At 36.6% G+C, this 20,985-nt stretch carries 15 protein-coding genes and 1 other annotated feature; of the genes, 13 read left to right on the forward strand and 2 right to left on the reverse strand.

The features are described 5' to 3' along the window. Window positions 1-53 precede the first annotated feature (53 nt). Entirely contained in the window at window positions 54-1,343 is a 1,290-nt protein-coding gene (locus PY093_RS08725; protein ID WP_275645502.1) for an ArsB/NhaD family transporter, read from the forward strand. 435 nt (window positions 1,344-1,778) lie between these two features. Beyond that, window positions 1,779-2,447: a DUF421 domain-containing protein gene (locus tag PY093_RS08730; RefSeq protein ID WP_275645503.1), complete on the forward strand. Its 669-nt coding sequence runs from the start codon at window positions 1,779-1,781 to the stop codon at window positions 2,445-2,447. 26 nt (window positions 2,448-2,473) lie between these two features. On the opposite strand, the gene spoVB is transcribed toward PY093_RS08730, so the two are convergent. Next, complete coding sequence (gene spoVB / locus PY093_RS08735) at window positions 2,474-4,048, reverse strand: stage V sporulation protein B (protein ID WP_275645504.1); 1,575 nt, start codon at window positions 4,046-4,048, stop codon at window positions 2,474-2,476. Window positions 4,049-4,228: 180 nt separating this feature from the next. Here spoVB and PY093_RS08740 point away from each other — a divergent pair, with 180 nt between their 5' ends. The 8 genes from PY093_RS08740 to dtd all read left to right on the forward strand — a co-directional run bounded on the left by PY093_RS08740 (window position 4,229) and on the right by dtd (window position 15,182). Beyond that, the gene (locus PY093_RS08740; protein WP_275645505.1) at window positions 4,229-4,723 is read left to right on the forward strand and encodes a COG2426 family protein; all 495 of its coding nucleotides are present in this window, start codon (window positions 4,229-4,231) and stop codon (window positions 4,721-4,723) included. A 12-nt stretch (window positions 4,724-4,735) separates the two neighbouring features. After that, window positions 4,736-5,038, forward strand: coding sequence for a post-transcriptional regulator (locus PY093_RS08745; RefSeq protein WP_275645506.1), 303 nt, complete (start codon window positions 4,736-4,738; stop codon window positions 5,036-5,038). A gap of 299 nt (window positions 5,039-5,337) precedes the next feature. After that, window positions 5,338-7,593, forward strand: coding sequence for a protein translocase subunit SecDF (secDF, locus tag PY093_RS08750; RefSeq protein ID WP_275645507.1), 2,256 nt, complete (start codon window positions 5,338-5,340; stop codon window positions 7,591-7,593). Window positions 7,594-7,858: 265 nt separating this feature from the next. Beyond that, window positions 7,859-8,212: a LapA family protein gene (locus tag PY093_RS08755; RefSeq protein ID WP_275645508.1), complete on the forward strand. Its 354-nt coding sequence runs from the start codon at window positions 7,859-7,861 to the stop codon at window positions 8,210-8,212. Window positions 8,213-8,296: 84 nt separating this feature from the next. Next, entirely contained in the window at window positions 8,297-10,657 is a 2,361-nt protein-coding gene (gene recJ / locus PY093_RS08760) for a single-stranded-DNA-specific exonuclease RecJ (RefSeq protein WP_275645509.1), read from the forward strand. Then, window positions 10,657-11,169 carry an adenine phosphoribosyltransferase gene (locus tag PY093_RS08765; RefSeq protein WP_275645510.1) on the forward strand — a complete coding sequence of 171 codons (513 nt, stop codon included), beginning with the start codon at window positions 10,657-10,659 and terminating at the stop codon, window positions 11,167-11,169. Before recJ ends, PY093_RS08765 begins: the two co-directional genes overlap by 1 nt. Window positions 11,170-12,151: 982 nt before the next feature. Continuing rightward, window positions 12,152-14,347: a RelA/SpoT family protein gene (locus tag PY093_RS08770; protein ID WP_275645511.1), complete on the forward strand. Its 2,196-nt coding sequence runs from the start codon at window positions 12,152-12,154 to the stop codon at window positions 14,345-14,347. 391 nt (window positions 14,348-14,738) lie between these two features. Next, on the forward strand, window positions 14,739-15,182 hold the full coding sequence (gene dtd / locus PY093_RS08775) for a D-aminoacyl-tRNA deacylase (RefSeq protein WP_275645512.1): 444 nt from the start codon (window positions 14,739-14,741) through the stop codon (window positions 15,180-15,182). Window positions 15,183-15,280: 98 nt separating this feature from the next. Here dtd and PY093_RS08780 read toward each other — a convergent pair whose 3' ends face one another. Continuing rightward, window positions 15,281-17,107 (reverse strand): N-acetylmuramoyl-L-alanine amidase family protein, encoded by a 1,827-nt coding sequence (locus tag PY093_RS08780; protein ID WP_275645513.1) that lies wholly within the window; start codon window positions 17,105-17,107, stop codon window positions 15,281-15,283. 182 nt (window positions 17,108-17,289) lie between these two features. On the opposite strand from PY093_RS08780, the gene PY093_RS08785 reads away from it, so the two are divergent. From PY093_RS08785 to aspS, 3 genes are all read left to right on the forward strand, one after another. Continuing rightward, window positions 17,290-17,466, forward strand: coding sequence for a hypothetical protein (locus tag PY093_RS08785; protein WP_275645514.1), 177 nt, complete (start codon window positions 17,290-17,292; stop codon window positions 17,464-17,466). 100 nt (window positions 17,467-17,566) lie between these two features. Further along, window positions 17,567-17,798, forward strand: a binding site (T-box leader). 102 nt (window positions 17,799-17,900) lie between these two features. Further along, a complete protein-coding gene (hisS, locus tag PY093_RS08790; protein WP_275645515.1) occupies window positions 17,901-19,184 on the forward strand; it encodes a histidine--tRNA ligase in 1,284 nt (427 codons plus the stop codon). Then, window positions 19,184-20,959, forward strand: a complete 1,776-nt coding sequence (gene aspS, locus PY093_RS08795) for an aspartate--tRNA ligase (protein ID WP_275645516.1) — start codon at window positions 19,184-19,186, stop codon at window positions 20,957-20,959. Before hisS ends, aspS begins: the two co-directional genes overlap by 1 nt. Window positions 20,960-20,985: the final 26 nt, after the last annotated feature.

Consider the following 20,985-nt stretch of genomic DNA (forward strand, 5'->3'; position numbering starts at 1 on the left):
AAGAGGTTTATGCAAAATCGCGGGACAAAGTGGGTGGAAGGAGACCAATATACATGACAATAGTTCTTGCACTATTGATTTTTATTATTAGCTATCTTGTCATCATGACGGAAAAACTTGATCGTGCACTAATAGCTTGTATTGGTGGAGTTATGATGTTACTTGTTGGGATATATGATATTGACTCAGCATTTTTAGAATACATAGATTGGAGTACGATTACATTATTATTTTCGATGATGATTATTGTAACAATTACTAGTCAAACAGGTGTGTTTGAATTTGTCGCAATTGTCGTTGCCAAGCTTGTAAAAGGTAAGGGTATTCCATTGTTATTTGTGGTGTCGTTGTTAACCGCAATAGGTTCAGCCTTTTTAGCAAATGTAACAACGGTTCTGCTTTTAGTGCCAATCATTTTAACATTGGTGAGAATTCTTGAGGTCCCTGCTGTACCTTTTTTAATTGCAATCATCCTATCTTCGAATATTGGTGGTACTGCCACACTGATAGGCGACCCACCTAATATAATGATAGGGCAAGCGGTCGAGCATTTAACGTTTAATGCTTTTTTATTCAACTTGTCACCAATTGTGTTACTTATTTTTATCGTCATTATAGGTGGTTTAGCACTTCTTTATTGGAATAAGCTTCATGTAACACCCACAAATCAAAAACGCTTAAAAGATATTGAAGCCATATCCTATTTGAAAAAAGATCAAGTTCTCTATAAGTCTGTTGGTGTTTTATTACTTACTGTAGTGGGATTTATTTTGCACCCTTTCCTACATGTAGACCTAACTAGTGTGGCGATGGCAGGGGCGCTATTACTATTATTGTTAACACATGAGCAATACAAGCCAGATGATGTATTTAAACAAGTTGATTGGGGTACATTATTCTTCTTTATAGGTTTATTTTTACTTGTTGGTGGTTTAGAGGAAGTTGGAATAATTGATGAAATGGCACGAGGAATACTTTATTATACAGAAGGTGATCTACCCAAAACGGCCCTACTGGTGCTATGGCTAACAGGCTTATTGTCAGGCTTCGTCGATAATATTCCATTTGTAGCAGCGATGATTCCAGTCATATTTGAGTTCCAGGACTATGGGATGACTAACTTGGATCCCTTATGGTGGTCATTAGCATTAGGCGCATGTTTAGGTGGGAATGGAACCTTGTTAGGGTCATCCTCAAATCTCGTAGTAGCTGGATTAGCGGCTAAAGCCAAGGAACAAGTAAATTTTATTGAGTTCCTAAAGATAGGCATACCGGTCGTGGTTGTCTCGCTTCTTCTTTCTACAATTTACGTTTATTTTCGTTATTTAGTAGATTTCATATAAATGGAAAAATATACGGATTATTATTTCTGAATTTTTGTAGAAACTAATGTTGATGGAAGAATATAGTCTGCATTTTCAATGTTTATCCCGCATTAACGTGCAGTAAATCCCCCACTTTAAAACTTAGAGTATTCGAAGAAGTTTAAGTGGGGGATGATAGAAACCCCCTTTGGGAAGTTTCAACTATAAGTTTTAGAGAATGGATAAGTACGAAAGAAAAGAGGATATAGGTTTAGTGTCTAGCTCCTGGCGCCATCGACTCGGAAGTCAATAGGAAATCCCGTCCCGAAGGCAAAAAACTCCTTTAGTCAGGGCCCGTCTTATGTTTGACTTCAGGATTTGCTGATGTCGATGTTCGCCACAGGACGTGGCAGGTTTTAATCGACGCACAGGTAGGCGGGCGCCCTGCGCTTTTCGTAGAAGGAGGCTACGGTGTTGGAAGAGTATTTAATTATTAGTGCACGGACACTTTTTCTCTATTTTGTCATTTTATTTGTATTTCGGTTAATGGGGAAAAGAGAAATCGGTGAATTAAGTATTCTTGATTTAGTTGTTTCAATTATGATAGCTGAAATGGCAGTCGTGGCTATTGAAAATACCAAGGACCCACTTTTACATACCATTTATCCTATGATTATACTGATGGTCATCCAAATAGGTTTAGCGTATCTTTCGCTTAAAAGTCAAAAATTACGTGATATTATTGATGGAAAGCCAACTGTTATAATAGATAAGGGGAAAATTGACGAACATGAAATGAGAAAACAAAGATACAATTTAGATGATTTGCTGCTTCAATTACGTGAAAAAGATATCCGAAATGTTGCTGACGTGGAATTTGCTATTTTGGAGCCATCAGGAAAATTATCTGTGTTTCAAAAAGACAAAACCAAGCCTCAATCTGAAACCTTTGATTTTGAATGGCCGGTGATTTTGGATGGCATTGTCCAGGAGGAACAGTTAGAAAGACTGAATAAAACAAATCTATGGCTACGGCAACAATTACGTAAACTTGGCTATAAAGAAATAAAAAAAATTTCCTATTGTACATATAATAACAATAATGATACGTTCTACATTGATATAAAAGACGAGAAAAAGTAAAAATAACCAAACCTAAATCGGTATGGTTATTTTTTATTAGGAAGCAGTAGCGAAAGTCTTGCTCCGATATAAGGAACTCGTTTAACTTCATCTCTTTTTACAAGTCTAAATAGTATTAACAACACAAGATATATAACGGAAGTTACACCAATCGCAAACAATGTTCGGGCTGCTAAGGAAGCTTCTACTAAGAGATTTATAAAAGTATAATGTCCGACAATTCCCGACCCAATCATAGTTATCAGACTTTTTACATAATCACGAATATAAAAGCTATATGAAATTACCTTTATTACGGTACTAAAATGTAGTAACGTTACGAGCATCATTCCTGATACAATAGCTAGAGCAGCACCCATAATACCTAACTCAGGTCTTGTAGCTAGAATAAATATAATGGCTGTCTTTACTGCTGCACCAATAAAGCTATTAATCATGGCTGCTTTTGCCAAATCCATTGCTTGTAAAGTTGCTTGTAGTGGACCTTGAAAATAATAGAAGATAAAGAATGGTGCCATTACTTTTACAAAAATAGCTGCATTGCTACTACCGTACATTAGTTCCATAATTGGTGCTGCAAATACATAAAGAGTGACAACAGCTAATCCACCTGTTACTAGGGACAACCGAAGTGCTTGTTGTAGCCGATGTTCTATTAATAAAGTCTGTTTATTAGCAGCAGCTTCGCTTATCGCTGGAACCAGAGAAGTTGCCAAGGAGTAGGTAATAAATGATGGTAATAATAACAATGGCATGGCAAAACCAGTCAATTCACCATATTGCCTTGTTGCAAGGGTAGTAGCCACACCTGCAATTGCTAAGCTTTGTACAACAACGATTGGCTCAAAAAACCATGAAATCGACCCTATTAATCTGCTACCAGTAGTTGGTAGTGCGATTGACATTAGTTCATTAAAGGTATTCTTACCAGCTTTAACGGATTTTAAAAAGTGTGTTCTTACCTTCACTCGTTTTTTTGTCTTAAACATCCAAAACATATAGAGGAGTGACATTAATTCACCGATAACTGCCGATATCATTGCACCTGCTGCAGCATACTCAATACCATAGGGAAGAAAAGCTTTTGTGAAAATAGCAACTAAGGTTATCCTAACGACTTGCTCAATAACCTGGGATATAGCAGCTGGTCGCATATTTTGTCTACCTTGAAAATAGCCACGTAATACTGAAGAAAGCGCAACTATTGGAACAATAGGCGATATGGCTAGCAACGGATAATAGACCCTTGAATCCGTAAATAATGTTTCTGATAAAATCGGGGCTAACAATATCATCAAGGGTGTAAAAATTAAGCTTAGAGTACCAGTCGTAGTAAGCGAAACAACTAGGATCTTCTTAATTTTTCTTCGATCACCCTTTGCTTGTGCTTCAGCAATTAACTTAGAGATGGCAACTGGTAGACCAAGCTGTACAATTGTAATTGTGAGGACAAGTGTAGGTACTGCCATCATATAAAGTCCTACACCTTCTTCTCCAATAAATCGTGCGACAACTATTCGGTTAATAAAACCAAGAACCCTGGTTATTAGACCAGCAATAATTAATATTAATGTCCCTTGCAAAAATGTTTGTTTAGACATGTGTTTCCCTACCTTCTCAAACAAGGTTATATCATTTACAATTAACTATATGCGAGGTAGGGGGCCAAGCATGACAAGTATTATTTTAACCAATCCGTCATAAGGTTTTAGAAATGGAAAGACGCATATTAAATGTATAGTGTCGGTACATTATATAACTAAATGAAGGAGATGTTTAAAATGAAAGAAAAACTAAAAGAATATCTTGTTCAAAATTTAGATTTCCTCCCACCTGAGTTAATCGTGTTAATTGTCTCAGCAATGCCGATAGTAGAATTAAGAGGTGGCTTACCATTAGCCTACATTCACTACGATTTCAGTTTAGTAAAATCTTTTGTTCTAAGTGTTATAGGCAATTTACTACCATTAATCCCACTATTACTATTGTTTCAACCAATTAGTAAGTGGCTGATGAGATTTGGATTATACCGTAAAATGTATGATTGGCTTTATAACCGAACTCTAAAAAAAAGTAATAGTATCGAAAAATATGGAGCAATTGGATTAATGCTTTTTACAGCATTACCACTACCAACAACAGGTGCTTACAGTGCATGCGTAGCCGCTTCAATATTTTTAATCAGGATGAGATATGCGTTTATATCGATTGCACTTGGTGTAGTAATTGCAGCTATTATCGTCAGCTTTGGTATGTTTTCGATTTCAATTTTATAAAGGGGAATGATGATGAATAACAAAACGATGCATCCTTTACAGAGATACCGTACTGAAGTGGAACCAGCAATAAACAGCAAATTAGAAGAATTCGAGTTGTATGGTTATGATAAAGTGACTGAAAATGAACTATGGGATTTTTTAATTAAAAAGAGATGGAAACGTGATAATGAAGAAAAGCAACTTCATCAAGTTGTAAATGATATATTAAGAACAAATGTTAGTGACTTTATCAGTTACGCAACGATCGAAGCTTACAAATCTCCAAATATATTTAGTAAAGAAAGCAAAGAAGCGTTTAAAGATTTATTTTAGGATAAAATGATACATAGTGATCAAAAAATCTTCCTTGTTTTCTGACATTGACAGGTCATGAGTGTTGTCTCATAATGGCATTATTGGTGTTTTTTTTACTAGACTAGCTAGGATTGTTAGACAAAATATAAAATTTTGAATTAAGTTTTGGTGTCTAGCTCCGAGCGCCATCGGCTCTATGGTATGAGCCAAGCCCTTCCCGAAGGCAAAGAACGCCTTCAGTCAGGGCTCGTCTTATGCTTGTCGCCGATAGGCGGGCGCCCTGCGCTTTTCTTAATTGAAGGAGGATTATTTTTCAAATGGTTAAAAGAGGTCGTATAGTTGCGTTTTTCCTGCTTGTACTACTTATTGGTAGTTTAATGGGGACAACGCTAAATGGTATAGTGAATAATATTAAGCTTGGGTTAGACCTTCAAGGTGGATTTGAAATCTTATATGAAGTGAAGCCGGCTAAAGATGGCGATGTAATTGATCGCGAGGCATTACTGAGCACAGTAGAAGCACTTGATCGACGTGTTAACGTTCTAGGTGTGAGTGAACCCAACATTCAAATTGAGGGAGAAGACCGTATTCGCGTTCAATTAGCAGGTGTTGATGATCAAAGTAAAGTACGTGAAATCCTCTCTACACAAGCAAAACTTTCATTCCGTGATGTTAATGATACTGTAATGTTAGATGGTACAGACCTTGTTGAAGGAGGAGCAAAACAAACGTTTGATGATAAAAATCAACCAATTGTTAGCTTGAAATTAAAAGATGCTGATCGATTTAAAAATGTAACAGAAAAAATTGTAGCTATGGGTATTGGCAATAATCTTCTAGTGATTTGGTTAGACTTTGAAGAAGGTGTCGATTCCTATATGGCTGAAGCACTCAAACCTGATCCTAATTTTATCTCGGCACCAAGGGTTACACAAGTACTTAATACTTCTGATGTCCAGATTGAAGGCAATTTTACAATTGAAAGTGCTAAACAGCTAGCTGATCTATTAAATGCTGGATCATTACCGGTTGATCTTGAAGAAATGTACTCAACCTCGGTAGGTGCAAAATTTGGTGAAACAGCCTTACAGAAGACTGTTTTTGCAGGTATAATCGGTGTTGCAATTATCTTCTTATTTATGCTTATTTATTACCGATTCCCTGGGATCATCGCAGTTGTTACATTAAGTATTTATATTTATCTAATTTTACAAATATTCGATTGGATGAACGCCGTTTTAACTTTACCGGGTATTGCGGCATTATTACTAGGAGTAGGAATGGCAGTTGATGCCAATATCATTACTTACGAGCGAATAAAAGAAGAGCTAAGACTAGGAAAATCTGTGATGTCTGCGTTCAAATCTGGCAATCGTCGCTCTTTATCAACGATTTTAGATGCAAATATTACTACCCTTTTAGCTGCGGTCGTGTTATTTAGCTTTGGGACAAGCTCTGTTAAGGGTTTTGCTACTATGTTAATCGTCAGTATTTTAGTTAGCTTTTTAACGGCAGTTTATGGTTCACGTCTGTTCTTAGGGCTATGGGTAAATAGCCGATTCCTTAATAAGAAGCCAGGATACTTTGGTGTGAAACAAAGTGAAGTTTCCGATATTGCAGATGTTGATGATGATGCTGAAGTCGTTACAAAATTTGGTGGCTTAGACTTTGTAAAACATAGAAAGAAATTTTTCTTTGCATCAGGGTTGATGGTTGTTATTGGAATTGGCTTATTATTAACTCTTAAACTAAACTTAGGAATTGATTTTGCTAGTGGTACTCGTGTAGAGATACTGGCTGACAAATCTTTAACTGCTAATGAAGTGTCTGAAGAATTTAAGCAGTTTGGTCTCGAGCCTAAAGATGTAGTTTTATCAGGAGCGGATAAAGAAATTGGTGTCGCTCGTTTCCTTGGAGTGTTATCAAAAGAAGAAATTGCAGAAATAAAAGCACACTTCCAAGATAAATATGGAGCTGAACCAAGTGTAAGTACAGTATCACCTACAGTCGGTGAAGAGCTAGCTCGAAATGCCTTTATCTCAGTAATGATAGCATCACTTGGGATTATCATTTATGTCACGATTCGCTTTGAAATCAGTATGGCTATTGCTGCTATTGTTGCATTAATGCATGACGCATTCTTTATCATCGTCTTCTTCAGCTTAACTAGACTTGAGGTTGATATAACTTTCATTGCAGCAGTACTAACGATAGTTGGATATTCAATAAATGACACAATCGTGACATTTGACCGAATCAGAGAGCTTTATAAGAAGAAAAAGAAAGTTAAAACCTTTGAGGATCTACAAGACATTGTTAACCGTGCACTTCAACAAACACTTGGAAGGTCTATTAACACCGTAATAACAGTAGTATTTGTAGTTGTAGCATTGTTGTTCCTTGGTGCTGAATCAATTCAAAACTTCTCATTTGCCCTATTAATCGGGTTAATCGCAGGAACTTATTCTTCACTATTTATTGCAGCTCAGTTATGGCTTGTTTGGAAAAGCAAAGAGCTTACTAAGAAGCGGAATGTAAAAGTAGAAGAGCAAGACCCAGAACCAGAAGTATAAATAGTATTAAAAGTCGTGGAGCACCATCCACGACTTTTTTATATAGAAAACAAAGTGCTTTTTGGTGGTGAGAGGTATCTATTTTGGTTACAATAATCAAGTGTTGTATACTGTTGAAGAAGGTCACAGGTTGGGAAAAGAAGTGAAGGCAAGACTTATTGAGGTTTCGAATGTATAGGATGTTTTTGTTCATATCAATCCCTACTCTTGATGAGGGAATTAAGGTACATTAGGTTACTAATTTCGATTAAGGGGGCACCAAAATATGAAGGGACAATGGAGTTTAATTCTTGCACTTATTTTTGCGTTACTCGTTGCCTTGTTTGCTGTTATTAATGTAGAACCAGTGGAGGTGGATTATCTCTTTGGGACTTCACAATGGCCACTGATCTTAATTATCTTAGGATCTGTTCTTATGGGAGGAATTATCGTTGGCTCAGCAGGACTGTTTAGAATGTTTGTTTTACAAAGAAGAGTGAAGAATTTAAATAAAGAAAATGCTAATTTACGCCAACATGCACAAACGGATACGAATGTGTCTGGTCTAGAAGAAACTGAAATAAAGGAAGAGAAGGATAGTATAGAAAAAGAAGATGGAACTAAAAAGAAGCATACCTAGACTGTTTAGAATTGTTGGTATTAGTATCTAGATTGAAACCCCATTGCTACTCTAGTATAATAGGGTGGGTTAAGGGGTGACAGAATGTTAAAGGCAAAATCTCGTTGGGATATTTTAAAAATAGATGAAACAAAAATTAATACACTTTGTAGTGGGCTTAATATAGCACCTCTAGTTGCTTCGCTTCTTGTAAATCGAGGGCTTGATACAGTCGAGACAGCGAAAGCATTTTTGTTTACTGATAGACAAAACTTTCATGATCCTTTTTTGTTAGACGACATGGAGAAAACAGTAACTAGAATCGAGAAGGCCATAATAGAAAATGAGCCGATATTAGTTTTTGGCGATTACGATGCTGATGGCGTTAGCAGCACAACAGTGTTAATGACGGCATTACAAGATAAAGGTGCTATTGTTGACTTTTATATACCAAACCGTTTTACCGAGGGTTATGGACCGAACGAGAAGGCTTTCAGGTGGGCAAAAGAGGAAGGCTTTGCGTTAATCATCACAGTTGATACAGGTATATCTGCTGTCCATGAAGCGGACATTGCAAAGGAATTAGGAATTGATTTAATCATTACTGATCATCATGAGCCAGGACCAGTATTACCAGATGCTTATTCAATAATCCATCCTAAAAAAGAAGGATGTTCTTATCCATTTAAAGAACTAGCGGGCGTAGGTGTAGCATTTAAACTTGCTCATGCTTTACTAGGTGAAGTTCCTACTTCATTGTTAGAGGTTGCTGCAATTGGCACTATTGCCGATCTCGTTCCCCTACATGGAGAGAATCGACTTCTTGCTAGTCAAGGAATTAATATGCTTCAATCAACAAAGCGGCCTGGGATAAAAGCGTTGCTAAAGTTATCCGGGATTGAACCTCGAGAAATTACCGAAGAAACAATTGGTTTCGCACTTGCCCCGAGGATAAATGCAGTCGGTAGATTAGAGTCAGCAGATCCTGCAGTTCATTTATTAATGACTAAAGACCAGGAAGAAGCGGATATGCTAGCTGAACAAATTGACTTATTAAATAAAGAACGACAAAAGCTTGTTAATGACATGACAGAGGAAGCTATTAGAGAAGTAGAAACAATGCATCAACCTGACTCTAACTCTGTTTTGGTTATAGCTAAGGAAGGCTGGAATCCTGGTGTAGTAGGGATTGTTGCTTCGAGATTGGTAGACCGTTTTTATCGGCCTACAATCGTTCTTTGCATAGATAAAGAAAAAGGAATCGCTAAAGGGTCAGCGCGTAGTATTGTTGGCTTCGATTTATTTGCAAATTTATCAACCATTCGGGATATATTGCCTCATTTTGGGGGGCATCCAATGGCAGCAGGTATGACATTAAATATCGCTGATGTCGATAATCTAAGAATACGACTAAACCGTTTAGCAAATGATATTTTAACAGAAGAAGATTTTATACCAGTAACAAAGGTTGATGTCGTTTGCAAACTTGAAGAAGTGTCAATTGAAACAATCGTGCAGCTCGGAAAGTTAGCTCCTTTTGGGATGAGTAACCCAAAACCACGAGTTCTGATTAATGATGTTCTATTAAATAGTATCCGTCGAATTGGTTCTAATCAAAATCATCTTAAGATGATTGTCGAAGACAATGGGGTTACTCTTGACAGTATTGCCTTTGGTTTTGGTGAGTTATATGATCATATTTCTCCAATATCAAAAGTTTCAATGCTTGGAGAACTGTCAATTAACGAATGGAATAATTTTCGAAAACCACAGTTGATGTTACAAGACATGGAAATTTCAGAGTGGCAATTATTTGACATACGAGGCACTAAGAATATTAAAAAAGTTATAAAATCAATTCCTTCAGAGAAATGTAAACTTGTAGTGTTTAATAAAGAAACATTAGACAAACTTGAATTACAAGAATTTAATAACTTGATAATTAACACTTCTGATATGATGGGAAATGACAAGTATGATTTCCATGAGTCTTATGTTGTTCTTGTAGATCTCCCTAGAAGAAGGGAAAGTCTGCAAGCTTTATTTAAAAATTCTTTTCCTAGCCGCATTTATACATTTTTTTATAATGATCAAAATCACTTCTTTAGCACAATCCCAACCAGGGAGCATTTTAAATGGTATTATACATTTTTATCGCAGAAAGGTTCATTTGATATGAATCGACATGCAGAAAACCTCGCCAAACATAGGGGATGGTCGAAAGAAACAATTGATTTCATGTCAAAGGTGTTTTTTGAATTGGAATTTGTTAAAATAGACAAGGGATTTATTTCATTATCAAATAGTGCTGCAAAACGAGATTTGAGTGAATCAGAAACATATCGTTTAAAGCAAGATCAAATTGAGCTTGAAAATGAGTATTTGTATTCTTCTTTTCAACAATTAAAGCAAATGTTTGATGCTCTTGATATAGGTTCGTTAAAGTACGAGGAGGCCATAAAATAATGGATTTAAAGAAATTTGTAACGGTCGTTCCAAACTACCCACAGGAGGGTATTCAGTTTAAGGACATTACACCACTGATGAATGACGGTGAAGCATATAAATATGCCACTGATCAAATTGTGCAGTATGCTCGTCAAAAAGATATTGATCTGGTTGTTGGACCAGAAGCAAGAGGGTTCATCATCGGATGTCCGGTTGCGTATTCTCATGGAGTAGGGTTTGCACCAGTTCGTAAAGAAGGTAAATTACCAAGAGAGGTAATTCGCCAAGAGTATGGACTAGAATATGGAAAAGATGTTTTAACTATTCATAAAGATGCAATTAAGCCTGGTCAACGGGTTTTAATTACAGATGACCTTTTAGCAACAGGAGGCACGATCGAAGCAACAATTAAGCTTGTTGAAGGACTAGGTGGAATTGTCGCTGGCATTGCCTTTATTATTGAATTAACCTATTTAGATGGACGCGATAAACTAGATGGTTATGATGTTTTAACTTTAATGCAATATTAAGAAACGGGAGCACTCTATAGATAACGGGTTCTCTTTAAAGGTGCAAAACAGTAAATCACAATGCAAATAGGGTGCGAAATCGTAGTGATTTTCTCACCCTATTTTTTATTGCTAGATCAATGTTTTTTTTGCAATTTAACATATAAAATCGCATGATAAATCACATAGTAAATAACTATTTGCGAATAGCAATTCTATATCTTATAATTGGTTTGCTAAAATAGATGTAAAATTACTATGTTAAATTATGTATAAGATCGGATTATCAGAAATTTCGGCTCCATTATAACTAAATGCTGTTTTTACCGTGTTTAAAAAATAAACGGAAAAATTCCGTTTAAATTGGTAAATACGCATATTTCCCTAAAAATAAGGGAAGTTTTTCCGTTTATATTATCCAAATCCTTGGATTTTGTCTTATTTAGAGCAGTTAATCGGAATATCTCCGCTTATATCTGCATCTTAAGCCTCCACTATATACATTAGCAGGAAATTCTCCGCCTATGAATTCTTATTCCTACACGAAATTCAACGATGAATAATAATAGAGCCTTGATTTTAAGGACATTATTTATATACCTTAAACACTATAAATTCTTAGGTTTTATTTAGGTTTAAAGAAATATAAAAAGCATGGCGACTTACCACGCCTTTTGTAAGTTATATACCCTGTTTTTTCACCTTTTGCACTCCAAAAGGGAACCCGTTAACTCTACAGATGGAGTGCTCTTTTTTAAATTAGCTTCTTTCATACTTGAGTTAACAACTATTTGCCATACTCTGTAAAAAAATAAAAGATTAATTATATTATTTCTTAATTAAGGTATGGAATCTGGAACTCAAAAGTCTAATAGGAAATATTTTTAAGGCGGTAGCCCTTTACATCTTTCCGAAATTTCATGATAATAGTAATAATCATTATTTTATTAAAAAAACTTTTAAGTTAATGTGATGATAAGCTAAAACATAAAAAGGTGATTTCATGGCAAATGAACAGGTGTTAACTGCTGAGCAGGTAATCGAAAAGGCGAAGCGTTACTTGATTGATAAAGATATTGAATTTATTCAAGAGGCATACAATTTTGCAAAAGAAGCTCACCGTGAACAATATCGTAAGTCCGGTGAGCCTTATATTATCCATCCTATCCAGGTGGCAGGGATATTAGTAGATTTAGATATGGATCCTTCTACAATTGCTGCTGGATTCCTTCATGACGTTGTCGAAGATACGGATGTTTCCCTACAATATATTGGAGAAACATTTAACAAGGAAGTGGCAATGCTTGTTGATGGTGTAACAAAACTAGGGAAAATAAAGTACAAGTCCCAAGAAGAACAACAAGCTGAAAATCATCGCAAAATGTTTGTCGCGATGGCGCAGGATATTCGTGTCATTTTAATTAAGCTTGCTGATCGATTACACAATATGCGGACACTAAAGCATTTACCACAAGAAAAGCAAAGAAGAATTTCAAACGAAACACTAGAAATATTTGCACCACTTGCACACCGCTTAGGGATCTCTAAAATCAAGTGGGAACTAGAAGATACAGCTTTACGATATTTAAACCCGCAGCAATACTATCGAATCGTAAATCTTATGAAGAAAAAACGTGCGGAACGTGAACAATATTTAGAAGATGTAATCGAGGAAGTCAAAGGAAGAGTTAAAGAGGTTTCAATAAAGGCTGAGATTTCAGGTAGACCGAAGCATATATATAGTATTTACCGTAAGATGGTCATCCAAAATAAACAATTTAATGAGATATATGATTTATTAGCAGTACGAATTGTGGTAAACAGTATAAAAGATTGCTACGCTGTTCTAGGAATCATTCATACTTGCTGGAAACCGATGCCTGGACGATTTAAGGATTATATTGCGATGCCAAAACCAAATATGTATCAATCCTTGCATACAACGGTAATTGGCCCAACTGGTGATCCTTTAGAAGTTCAAATTCGCACCTTTGAGATGCATCAAATAGCTGAATTTGGGATTGCGGCTCACTGGGCCTACAAAGAAGGTAAACCTGTCCACCAAACATCATCTTTTGAAGAGAAGTTAACATGGTTTAGAGAAATTTTAGAATGGCAAAACGATGCGAGCAATGCAGAAGAATTTATGGAATCATTAAAAATTGATCTATTCTCTGATATGGTTTTCATATTTACACCAAAAGGCGATGTAATCGAATTACCATCCGGATCTGTGCCAATTGATTTTGCATATCGCATCCATTCAGAGATAGGTAATAAAACGATTGGTGCCAAAATCAATGGGAAAATGGTAACCCTTGATTACAAGCTCAAAACAGGTGATATCATTGAGATCTTAACGTCAAAGCATTCATATGGACCAAGTCAGGATTGGTTAAAACTTGCCCAAACCTCACAAGCCAAAAATAAAATACGTCAGTTTTTCAAAAAGCAACGACGTGACGAAAACCTTGATAAAGGCAAAGAGCTTGTAGAAAAAGAAATAAAAAACCTTGAGTTCGATGTTAAGGAAGTTTTAACAACAGAGAATTTAAGAAGAGTTGCCGAGAAGTTTAATTTCTCAAATGAAGAGGATATGTATGCAGCCGTTGGTTATAATGGGATAACTGCTGCACAAATCGCAACTAGACTAACAGAGAAGTGGCGTAAAAAACGAGATAAAGAACAAGATAAAAACGTCGCTGATGCAGTTTCAGAAATGAGGCAATTTCCAGCAACGAAAAGACGGGAATCCGGGGTGCAAGTTCAAGGAATCGATAACTTATTAATCCGTCTGTCTAAATGTTGTAATCCTGTTCCTGGTGATAATATTGTAGGCTTTATTACAAAAGGACGTGGAGTATCAGTTCACCGCGATGATTGCCTAAATGTGCACACGAGTGATGCACAGGAGAGATTAATACCTGTTGAATGGGAAAGTAAGATTCATGAACGACGTGAATATAATGTTGAGATCGAGATTTCCGGATTTGACAGAAGAGGACTTTTAAACGAAGTGCTTCAGGCTGTAAATGAAACAAAAACAAATATAAATGCTGTATCTGGAAAATCGGATAGAAATAAAATGGCAACTATTAATATGACCATCTCCATTCATAATGTAAGTCACCTTCAAAAAGTTGTCGAGCGCATAAAGCAAATCCGAGATATTTACTCAGTAAGAAGGATGATGACATAAAGGAAACTTCCCTTAGTGGGGGTTTTTTTTCAAAAGATAAGAAAGTATAAAAGTTTGTACCTAGTTATAGTGTCTAGCTCCGGGCGCCATCGGACCTGAGGTCATAAGCCAATCCCTTCCCGAAGGCAAAAAACGCCTTCAGTCAGGGCTCGTCTTATGCTTGACTGCACAGGATGTGCTGATGTCGATGTTCGCCACAGGACGTGGCGGGTTTTAATCGACGCGCCGATAAGCGGGCGCCCTGCGCTTTTCTTAGTCCCCACTGAGGGTTGGTTGACCTTACCCGGGCTTTTACGGGAAGTTTCCCCCACTTAAACTTCTTCGGATTTCAAAGTTTTGAAGTGGGGGTATTACTGCCCGTTAATGCGGGATGAAAGGGGGTATTTAAAATATGAAGGTAGTAGTTCAACGTGCAAAGGATGCAACTGTATCAGTAGAAGGCAGCATTGTCGGGAGTATTGACTATGGTCTAATGCTTCTCGTTGGAGTGACTCATTCTGATACGGTTGAAGATGTGAAATATATCGCAGACAAAATTGCTAATTTACGTATTTTTGAAGATGAAGATGAAAAGATGAACTTGTCCCTACTAGATGTAAAAGGACAGATTCTATCAGTTTCGCAATTTACATTGTATGGGGATTGTCGAAAAGGGAGGCGCCCTAACTTTATGGATGCTGCTAAACCTGAACACGCAAAAGAAGTCTATGAATTATTTAATCAAAAATTACGAAGCAAAGGATTAACAGTTAGTACTGGTCAGTTTGGTGCCATGATGGATGTCAAATTCACGAACGTTGGACCTGTTACATTGATAGTGGATAGTAAGGATTAAAAAAATGCGAGTCATAGGACTCGCATTTTCTAGTGGTTTAGAGTGTGTAAAAGTTTGTATCTAGTTGGTGTCTTGCTCCGGGTGCCCTACACTTGTTCTTATTTTGCTTTAAAGTATTGTGCAAGACCATAAAAGATCCCATTTGAAACGTTTTCTTGATAATTGCTAGAACCGATAGTTAATTCTTCACTACTATTACTGAGAAAGCCTAACTCTAATAAGGCTGCAGGACGTTTATTTTCGCGGATTACATGATAATTACCACTACGAGGCCCTCTATCTTTTAAATTCGTATATTTAATCATTTCCTTTTGAATAGCAGAGGCTAGGGGTGCATCCAAGTTAGTTTTATAAAAATAGGATGTAATTCCATTGACACTTCGATCGTTCACACTATCATAGTGAATACTAATGAAAGCATCGGCATTTCTATAGTTGGCTAGACTTACCCTTGATCGTAAGCTAACATATACATCACTATTTCGAGTTAAGATAACATTAGCTCCTGAAGCATTTAATTTATCAAATAATAATTTAGAGGTTCTAAGCGTCATTTCTTTTTCTAATGTGCCTCTTACCCCAATAGTACCGCTATCTCTTCCACCATGCCCAGGATCTATCACGATTGTTTTATATTTTAAATATTGATTGACTCCAGGCTTTTCGATGTTGGGAGTATTCCCTGAGGTTTCAACAATCCAGCCTGCAATATATCCTTCTTTATTAGAAGGTAACTTAATTTTGAACCAATCTCCTTCGACCGTAAGAATCTCAAAGGATTCCCCCTCATTCACCCTCATCACAACGTCTGTACTGGTACTTGGGCCAGAACGCACATTACTACCATTTTGTAAAATCCTAACCATTGAAGATTTATTACTATTATCATTTTGAGTAGGAGGAACAGCTATGTCTTGAATTTTTTCTAGGTACCAGCCAGCAACCCAGCCCCTACTCTTATTAGGAAGCTCAATTTCATACCATTGATTACTTTCTTGTAAAATCAACACAACGTCACCTTGAGCAACTTTGCTAATAATTGAGCTAGCCAATGAGCCCTTGTCACGTACATTTAGTATTGATGCCGTAACTTTGGCAGAAATTGGTGTGGTCGTTTCATCTTCAGGAGTATTATTTTCATCCTCAGTGTTAGGTATATCTGTTTTTTCATTTTTATTTGGCTCATTTTTTTTGTCTATATCAACAAAATCTCGTGAGATCCATGCTTTTGAATCATTGAAGGTAATTTCAAGCCAGTCTTCTCTTTCATTAACAATTGTAATACTATCACCGCTTTTTAACTTTCCTACAATTGGACCCTCTAGTGATGGTTCACTCCGAACATTTAATATAGTTGCAGAAATTTTACCCGTTGCGGTTTCTTGAGGTGGACTAGGTTTTTGTTCAGAATTATTGTCGCTTTCCATTACCTCAAAAGATAAATAGTTGGAAGAAATCCAGCCTTCTTTATTATTTATAAAGATTTTAGTCCAGTTTTCATTTTTATCGATATACTTTGCTTTCTGGCCTTTATCTAAAAATCCAATGACTTGAAAGCTTGTCCCAGGTCCAGTACGGATACGCAATCCGTCTACAGTTATTGTTACATTACCACTTTTCGGTTCACTAGTTACTTCATTAGTGTTTTCTTTAATAAGCCATGAAGCAAGCCAGCCTGATCTATTAGTTGAGAGCTGGACTTTAACCCAATCATTTTTTTTCTCGATAATAGAGAACTGCTCCCCTTGCTTGACTTGCCTAATAACATCATAGGACAAACCTGGCCCTTGCCTACTATTTAATGTAGGAACGTTTATCGTAGCTGTTTGATCATTTGCTGATACCTCTGCTACATGTGATGAGACTAGTGATGAAATCACTAGCAGCAATATACAAAGTAGTATACGAAAAGTTGAGTACTTCAAACGAATAATCCTCCTTCTCACAAAGCTGTGCCCTCTTTAGATTCGATAAAAATTATAAAAATCCTGTAATTATTGAAAATAAATTATCGAAAAAGGGCATGATATGTTATAGACCTTTAAAAAAAATAGCTAGCTCCGGCGCCTTACGCTTTTGGTAGCACATCAGAAAGGATGAACATTACGTGAGATTTGGTGAAAAAATACAAATGTCTCAGCAAGGAACAAATGAAGTTTTTGGTGTGGATTTCCATGATTTTATCCAAAAAGAAAATAATTCTACTTCAGTAGAGTTAGCTACAGAGTTTGGCTTAACACTTGGAGATGTTAGAAAATTAAAGAAGCAGCTCCATCGAAGTTGAATTTTCTAGATATGATATGACAAAACAAGCTTGACAAGAAACCAGTTCATACGTATGATTATATAAAATTCTACCATGAGCAAGAATAGTAGCAAATGGATAATAACCAATGATGGAGAATAGTAATTAAGAATACACATGATAGAGAGGAAATGCCCTGGCTGAAAGCATTTCTACATGATGCCTTAATGAATGAACACTCCGTAGGTTTCTCTCTGAAAAAGAATTTTCTTTAGTAGGAGCTGAACGTAATCAGGCGTTAACTGACTAAAGTGGAGATATTACTTGTCTCAACTAGGGTGGTACCACGGGATTTAACTCTCGTCCCTACAAAATTGTTTTGTAGAGACGGGAGTTTTTTATTTTTATAACCATCCCTATCTACATTAAACAATAAAATTAACAGTCTATATAGGATTTAGGAGGAAAAGGGTATGTCAATTCAAATACCAAGAGGGACTCAAGATATATTACCTGGTAATGTAGAAAAATGGCAGTACATTGAAGCCGTAGCTAGAGATATATGCCGCCGTTATAATTACAAAGAAATTCGCACACCAATTTTTGAGCACACTGATTTATTTCTAAGAAGTGTAGGTGAAACAACTGACATTGTTCAAAAAGAAATGTACTCGTTTGAAGACAGGGGCGGACGAAATATTACACTTCGCCCTGAGGGTACAGCAGCGGTTGTTCGATCATTTGTTGAAAACAAAATGTTCGGTAATCCTACACAACCAACAAAACTATACTACAATGGCCCAATGTTCAGGTATGAACGTCCACAAGCGGGACGTTATAGACAGTTTGTTCAGTTTGGCGTAGAGGCTTTAGGTAGTGATGACCCGGCAGTTGATGTGGAAGTCATATCCTTAGCGTTGGAGTTGTATCGTACACTTGGGCTGAAAAAGATTAAGCTTGTTATCAATAGTTTAGGTGATTATGAGAGCAGAAGAGCTCACCGTGATGCTTTGACAAAGCATTTTTCTTCAAGTATTAGTGAATTTTGTATGGACTGTCAGTCACGGTTAGAAAAGAATCCAATGAGAATTCTAGACTGTAAAAAAGATCGCGATCATAAACTCATGAAAAATTCTCCATCTATTCTTGATTATCTTAACGATTATTCAAAAACATATTTCGACAGTGTTCAACAATACTTAAAAGACGTGGATATTGAGTTTGAAGTGGATCCTAGTCTAGTTAGAGGTCTTGATTATTATAACCATACGGCATTTGAGATTATGAGTGATGCTGAGGGCTTTGGAGCCATTACAACGCTATGTGGTGGAGGTAGGTACAATGGACTCGTTGAGGAAATAGGTGGTCCGAATACACCAGGAATAGGCTTTGCTTTAAGTATAGAGCGGTTAATTGCAGCATTGCACGCTGAGGGCATTGAATTACCTGTGGAATCAATGATTGACTGTTATGTAGCTACATTAGGTGATCTAGCAAATCAGAAATCCGTGTCAATAGTAAGTCAATTAAGAAAAGCAGGACTCAGTGTAGAAAAAGACTACCAAGGTAAAAAAATAAAAGCACAATTTAAAACAGCAGACCGCTTACAAGCTAAATATGTAGTTGTATTAGGTGATGAGGAATTAAATAGAGATGTAGTCAATGTTAAAGAAATGTCCTCTGGTGAGCAAAATGAGGTAGCAATTGACTCGTTAGTTTCACATATAACAGATAAATTATCACGAGGTGAAATGTAATGTATGGTAGAACATATTATTGTGGTGAGGTTACAGAAAACGTCATTGGTGAAAAAGTAAAGTTAAAAGGCTGGGTTCAAAAACGTCGTGACCTAGGTGGCTTGATATTTATTGACCTTAGAGACAGAACGGGTATTGTTCAAGTTGTCTTTAATCCTGAGGTTTCAAAAGAGGCATTAGCGATTGCAGAGACTGTTCGCAACGAATATGTATTAGATATTGAAGGAACCGTCATTGCTCGTGAGCAAGGTACAATTAACGGAAATATTGCAACAGGGAAGATAGAAATCAAGGCAGTAGAAATCACAATTCTAAATTCTGCAAAAACACCGCCATTTATAATTGCGGATCAAACAGATGTATCAGAAGATGTACGATTAAAATATCGTTATTTAGACCTACGTCGCCCTGTTATGTTTGAAACATTTAAAATGCGTCACAACGTAACGAAAACGATACGTGATTTTCTTGACTCAGAAGGGTTCTTGGATGTTGAAACGCCAATTTTAACAAAGAGCACACCAGAAGGGGCTCGCGATTATTTAGTACCAAGTAGAGTACATCCTGGAGAGTTTTATGCTCTTCCACAATCACCACAATTGTTTAAACAAATGTTAATGGTATCAGGATTTGAACGCTACTATCAAATTGCTCGTTGTTTCCGCGATGAGGACTTACGTGCAGACCGTCAACCTGAATTTACTCAAATTGACATTGAGACTTCCTTCATGAGTCAAGAAGATATTATGGCAATGATGGAAGAAATGATGACGAAAGTAATGAAACAGGTTAAAGGGCTAGATATTGATGCTAAGTTCCCAAGACTTTCATATGCTGATGCTATCAATAGATATGGTTCTGACAAGCCTGATACACGCTTTGATATGGAATTAATTGATCTATCAGAATTAGTACAAGATTGTGGGTTTAAAGTATTTACGTCTGCTACCGGAAACGGTGGTCAAGTAAAAGCAATTAATGTTAAAGGTAAAGCAGATTCATACTCCCGAAAAGACATTGATGCCCTAACAGAGTTTGTATCAATATATGGTGCAAAAGGGCTTGCTTGGTTAAAAGTAGAAGAAAATGAATTGAAAGGACCAATTTCTAAATTCTTTAATGAAGAGGAGCAGAAAGCGTTTAGGGTAACATTATCCGCTGAAGCTGGCGACTTGTTATTATTTGTGGCAGATAAAAAGAGTGTCGTTGCAGATGCTTTAGGTGCGCTTCGAATAAAACTTGGCAAAGATCTAAAATTAATTGATGAAACAAAATTCAACTTTTTATGGGTTACAGATTGGCCATTACTTGAGTATGATGAAGAAGCAGGGCGTTATTTTGCTGCCCATCATCCTTTTACAATGCCTGTAAGAGAAGATCTAAAATACCTGGATGTGGATCCAAAGAAAGTTCATGCCCAGGCCTATGACCTTGTTTTAAATGGCTATGAGCTTGGTGGAGGTTCATTACGTATCTATGAACGTGAAATCCAAGAAAAAATGTTTAAAACTTTAGGATTTTCGGATGAGGAAGCAAAGGAACAGTTCGGATTTTTATTAGAAGCTTTTGAATATGGAACACCTCCACATGGTGGAATTGCTCTTGGTCTTGACCGCTTAGTAATGTTACTAGCTGGAAGTTCAAACCTAAGAGACACTATTGCATTCCCGAAAACGGCAAGTGCAAGTGATTTATTATCAAAAGCGCCAGATTTCGTCAGTCAAGAACAACTTAAGGAACTAAATTTGTCGGTAACTGTTGAAAAAAGGTCTTAAAATCATATTCTAATCACCTTGAAAAC

Source organism: Cytobacillus sp. S13-E01 (genome assembly GCF_029193815.1).
GTDB lineage: Bacteria > Bacillota > Bacilli > Bacillales > Bacillaceae_L > Bacillus_BV.

Bases quoted from the DNA above. Each gene is read 5' to 3' on its own strand.
- PY093_RS08725 (WP_275645502.1), top strand. From the start codon at position 54: ATGACAATAGTTCTTGCACTATTGATTTTTATTATTAGCTATCTTGTC.
- spoVB (WP_275645504.1), bottom strand. From the start codon at position 4,048: ATGTCTAAACAAACATTTTTGCAAGGGACATTAATATTAATTATTGCT.
- PY093_RS08740 (WP_275645505.1), top strand. From the start codon at position 4,229: ATGAAAGAAAAACTAAAAGAATATCTTGTTCAAAATTTAGATTTCCTC.
- PY093_RS08745 (WP_275645506.1), top strand. From the start codon at position 4,736: ATGAATAACAAAACGATGCATCCTTTACAGAGATACCGTACTGAAGTG.
- secDF (WP_275645507.1), top strand. From the start codon at position 5,338: ATGGTTAAAAGAGGTCGTATAGTTGCGTTTTTCCTGCTTGTACTACTT.
- PY093_RS08755 (WP_275645508.1), top strand. From the start codon at position 7,859: ATGAAGGGACAATGGAGTTTAATTCTTGCACTTATTTTTGCGTTACTC.
- recJ (WP_275645509.1), top strand. From the start codon at position 8,297: ATGTTAAAGGCAAAATCTCGTTGGGATATTTTAAAAATAGATGAAACA.
- PY093_RS08765 (WP_275645510.1), top strand. From the start codon at position 10,657: ATGGATTTAAAGAAATTTGTAACGGTCGTTCCAAACTACCCACAGGAG.
- PY093_RS08770 (WP_275645511.1), top strand. From the start codon at position 12,152: ATGGCAAATGAACAGGTGTTAACTGCTGAGCAGGTAATCGAAAAGGCG.
- dtd (WP_275645512.1), top strand. From the start codon at position 14,739: ATGAAGGTAGTAGTTCAACGTGCAAAGGATGCAACTGTATCAGTAGAA.
- hisS (WP_275645515.1), top strand. From the start codon at position 17,901: ATGTCAATTCAAATACCAAGAGGGACTCAAGATATATTACCTGGTAAT.
- aspS (WP_275645516.1), top strand. From the start codon at position 19,184: ATGTATGGTAGAACATATTATTGTGGTGAGGTTACAGAAAACGTCATT.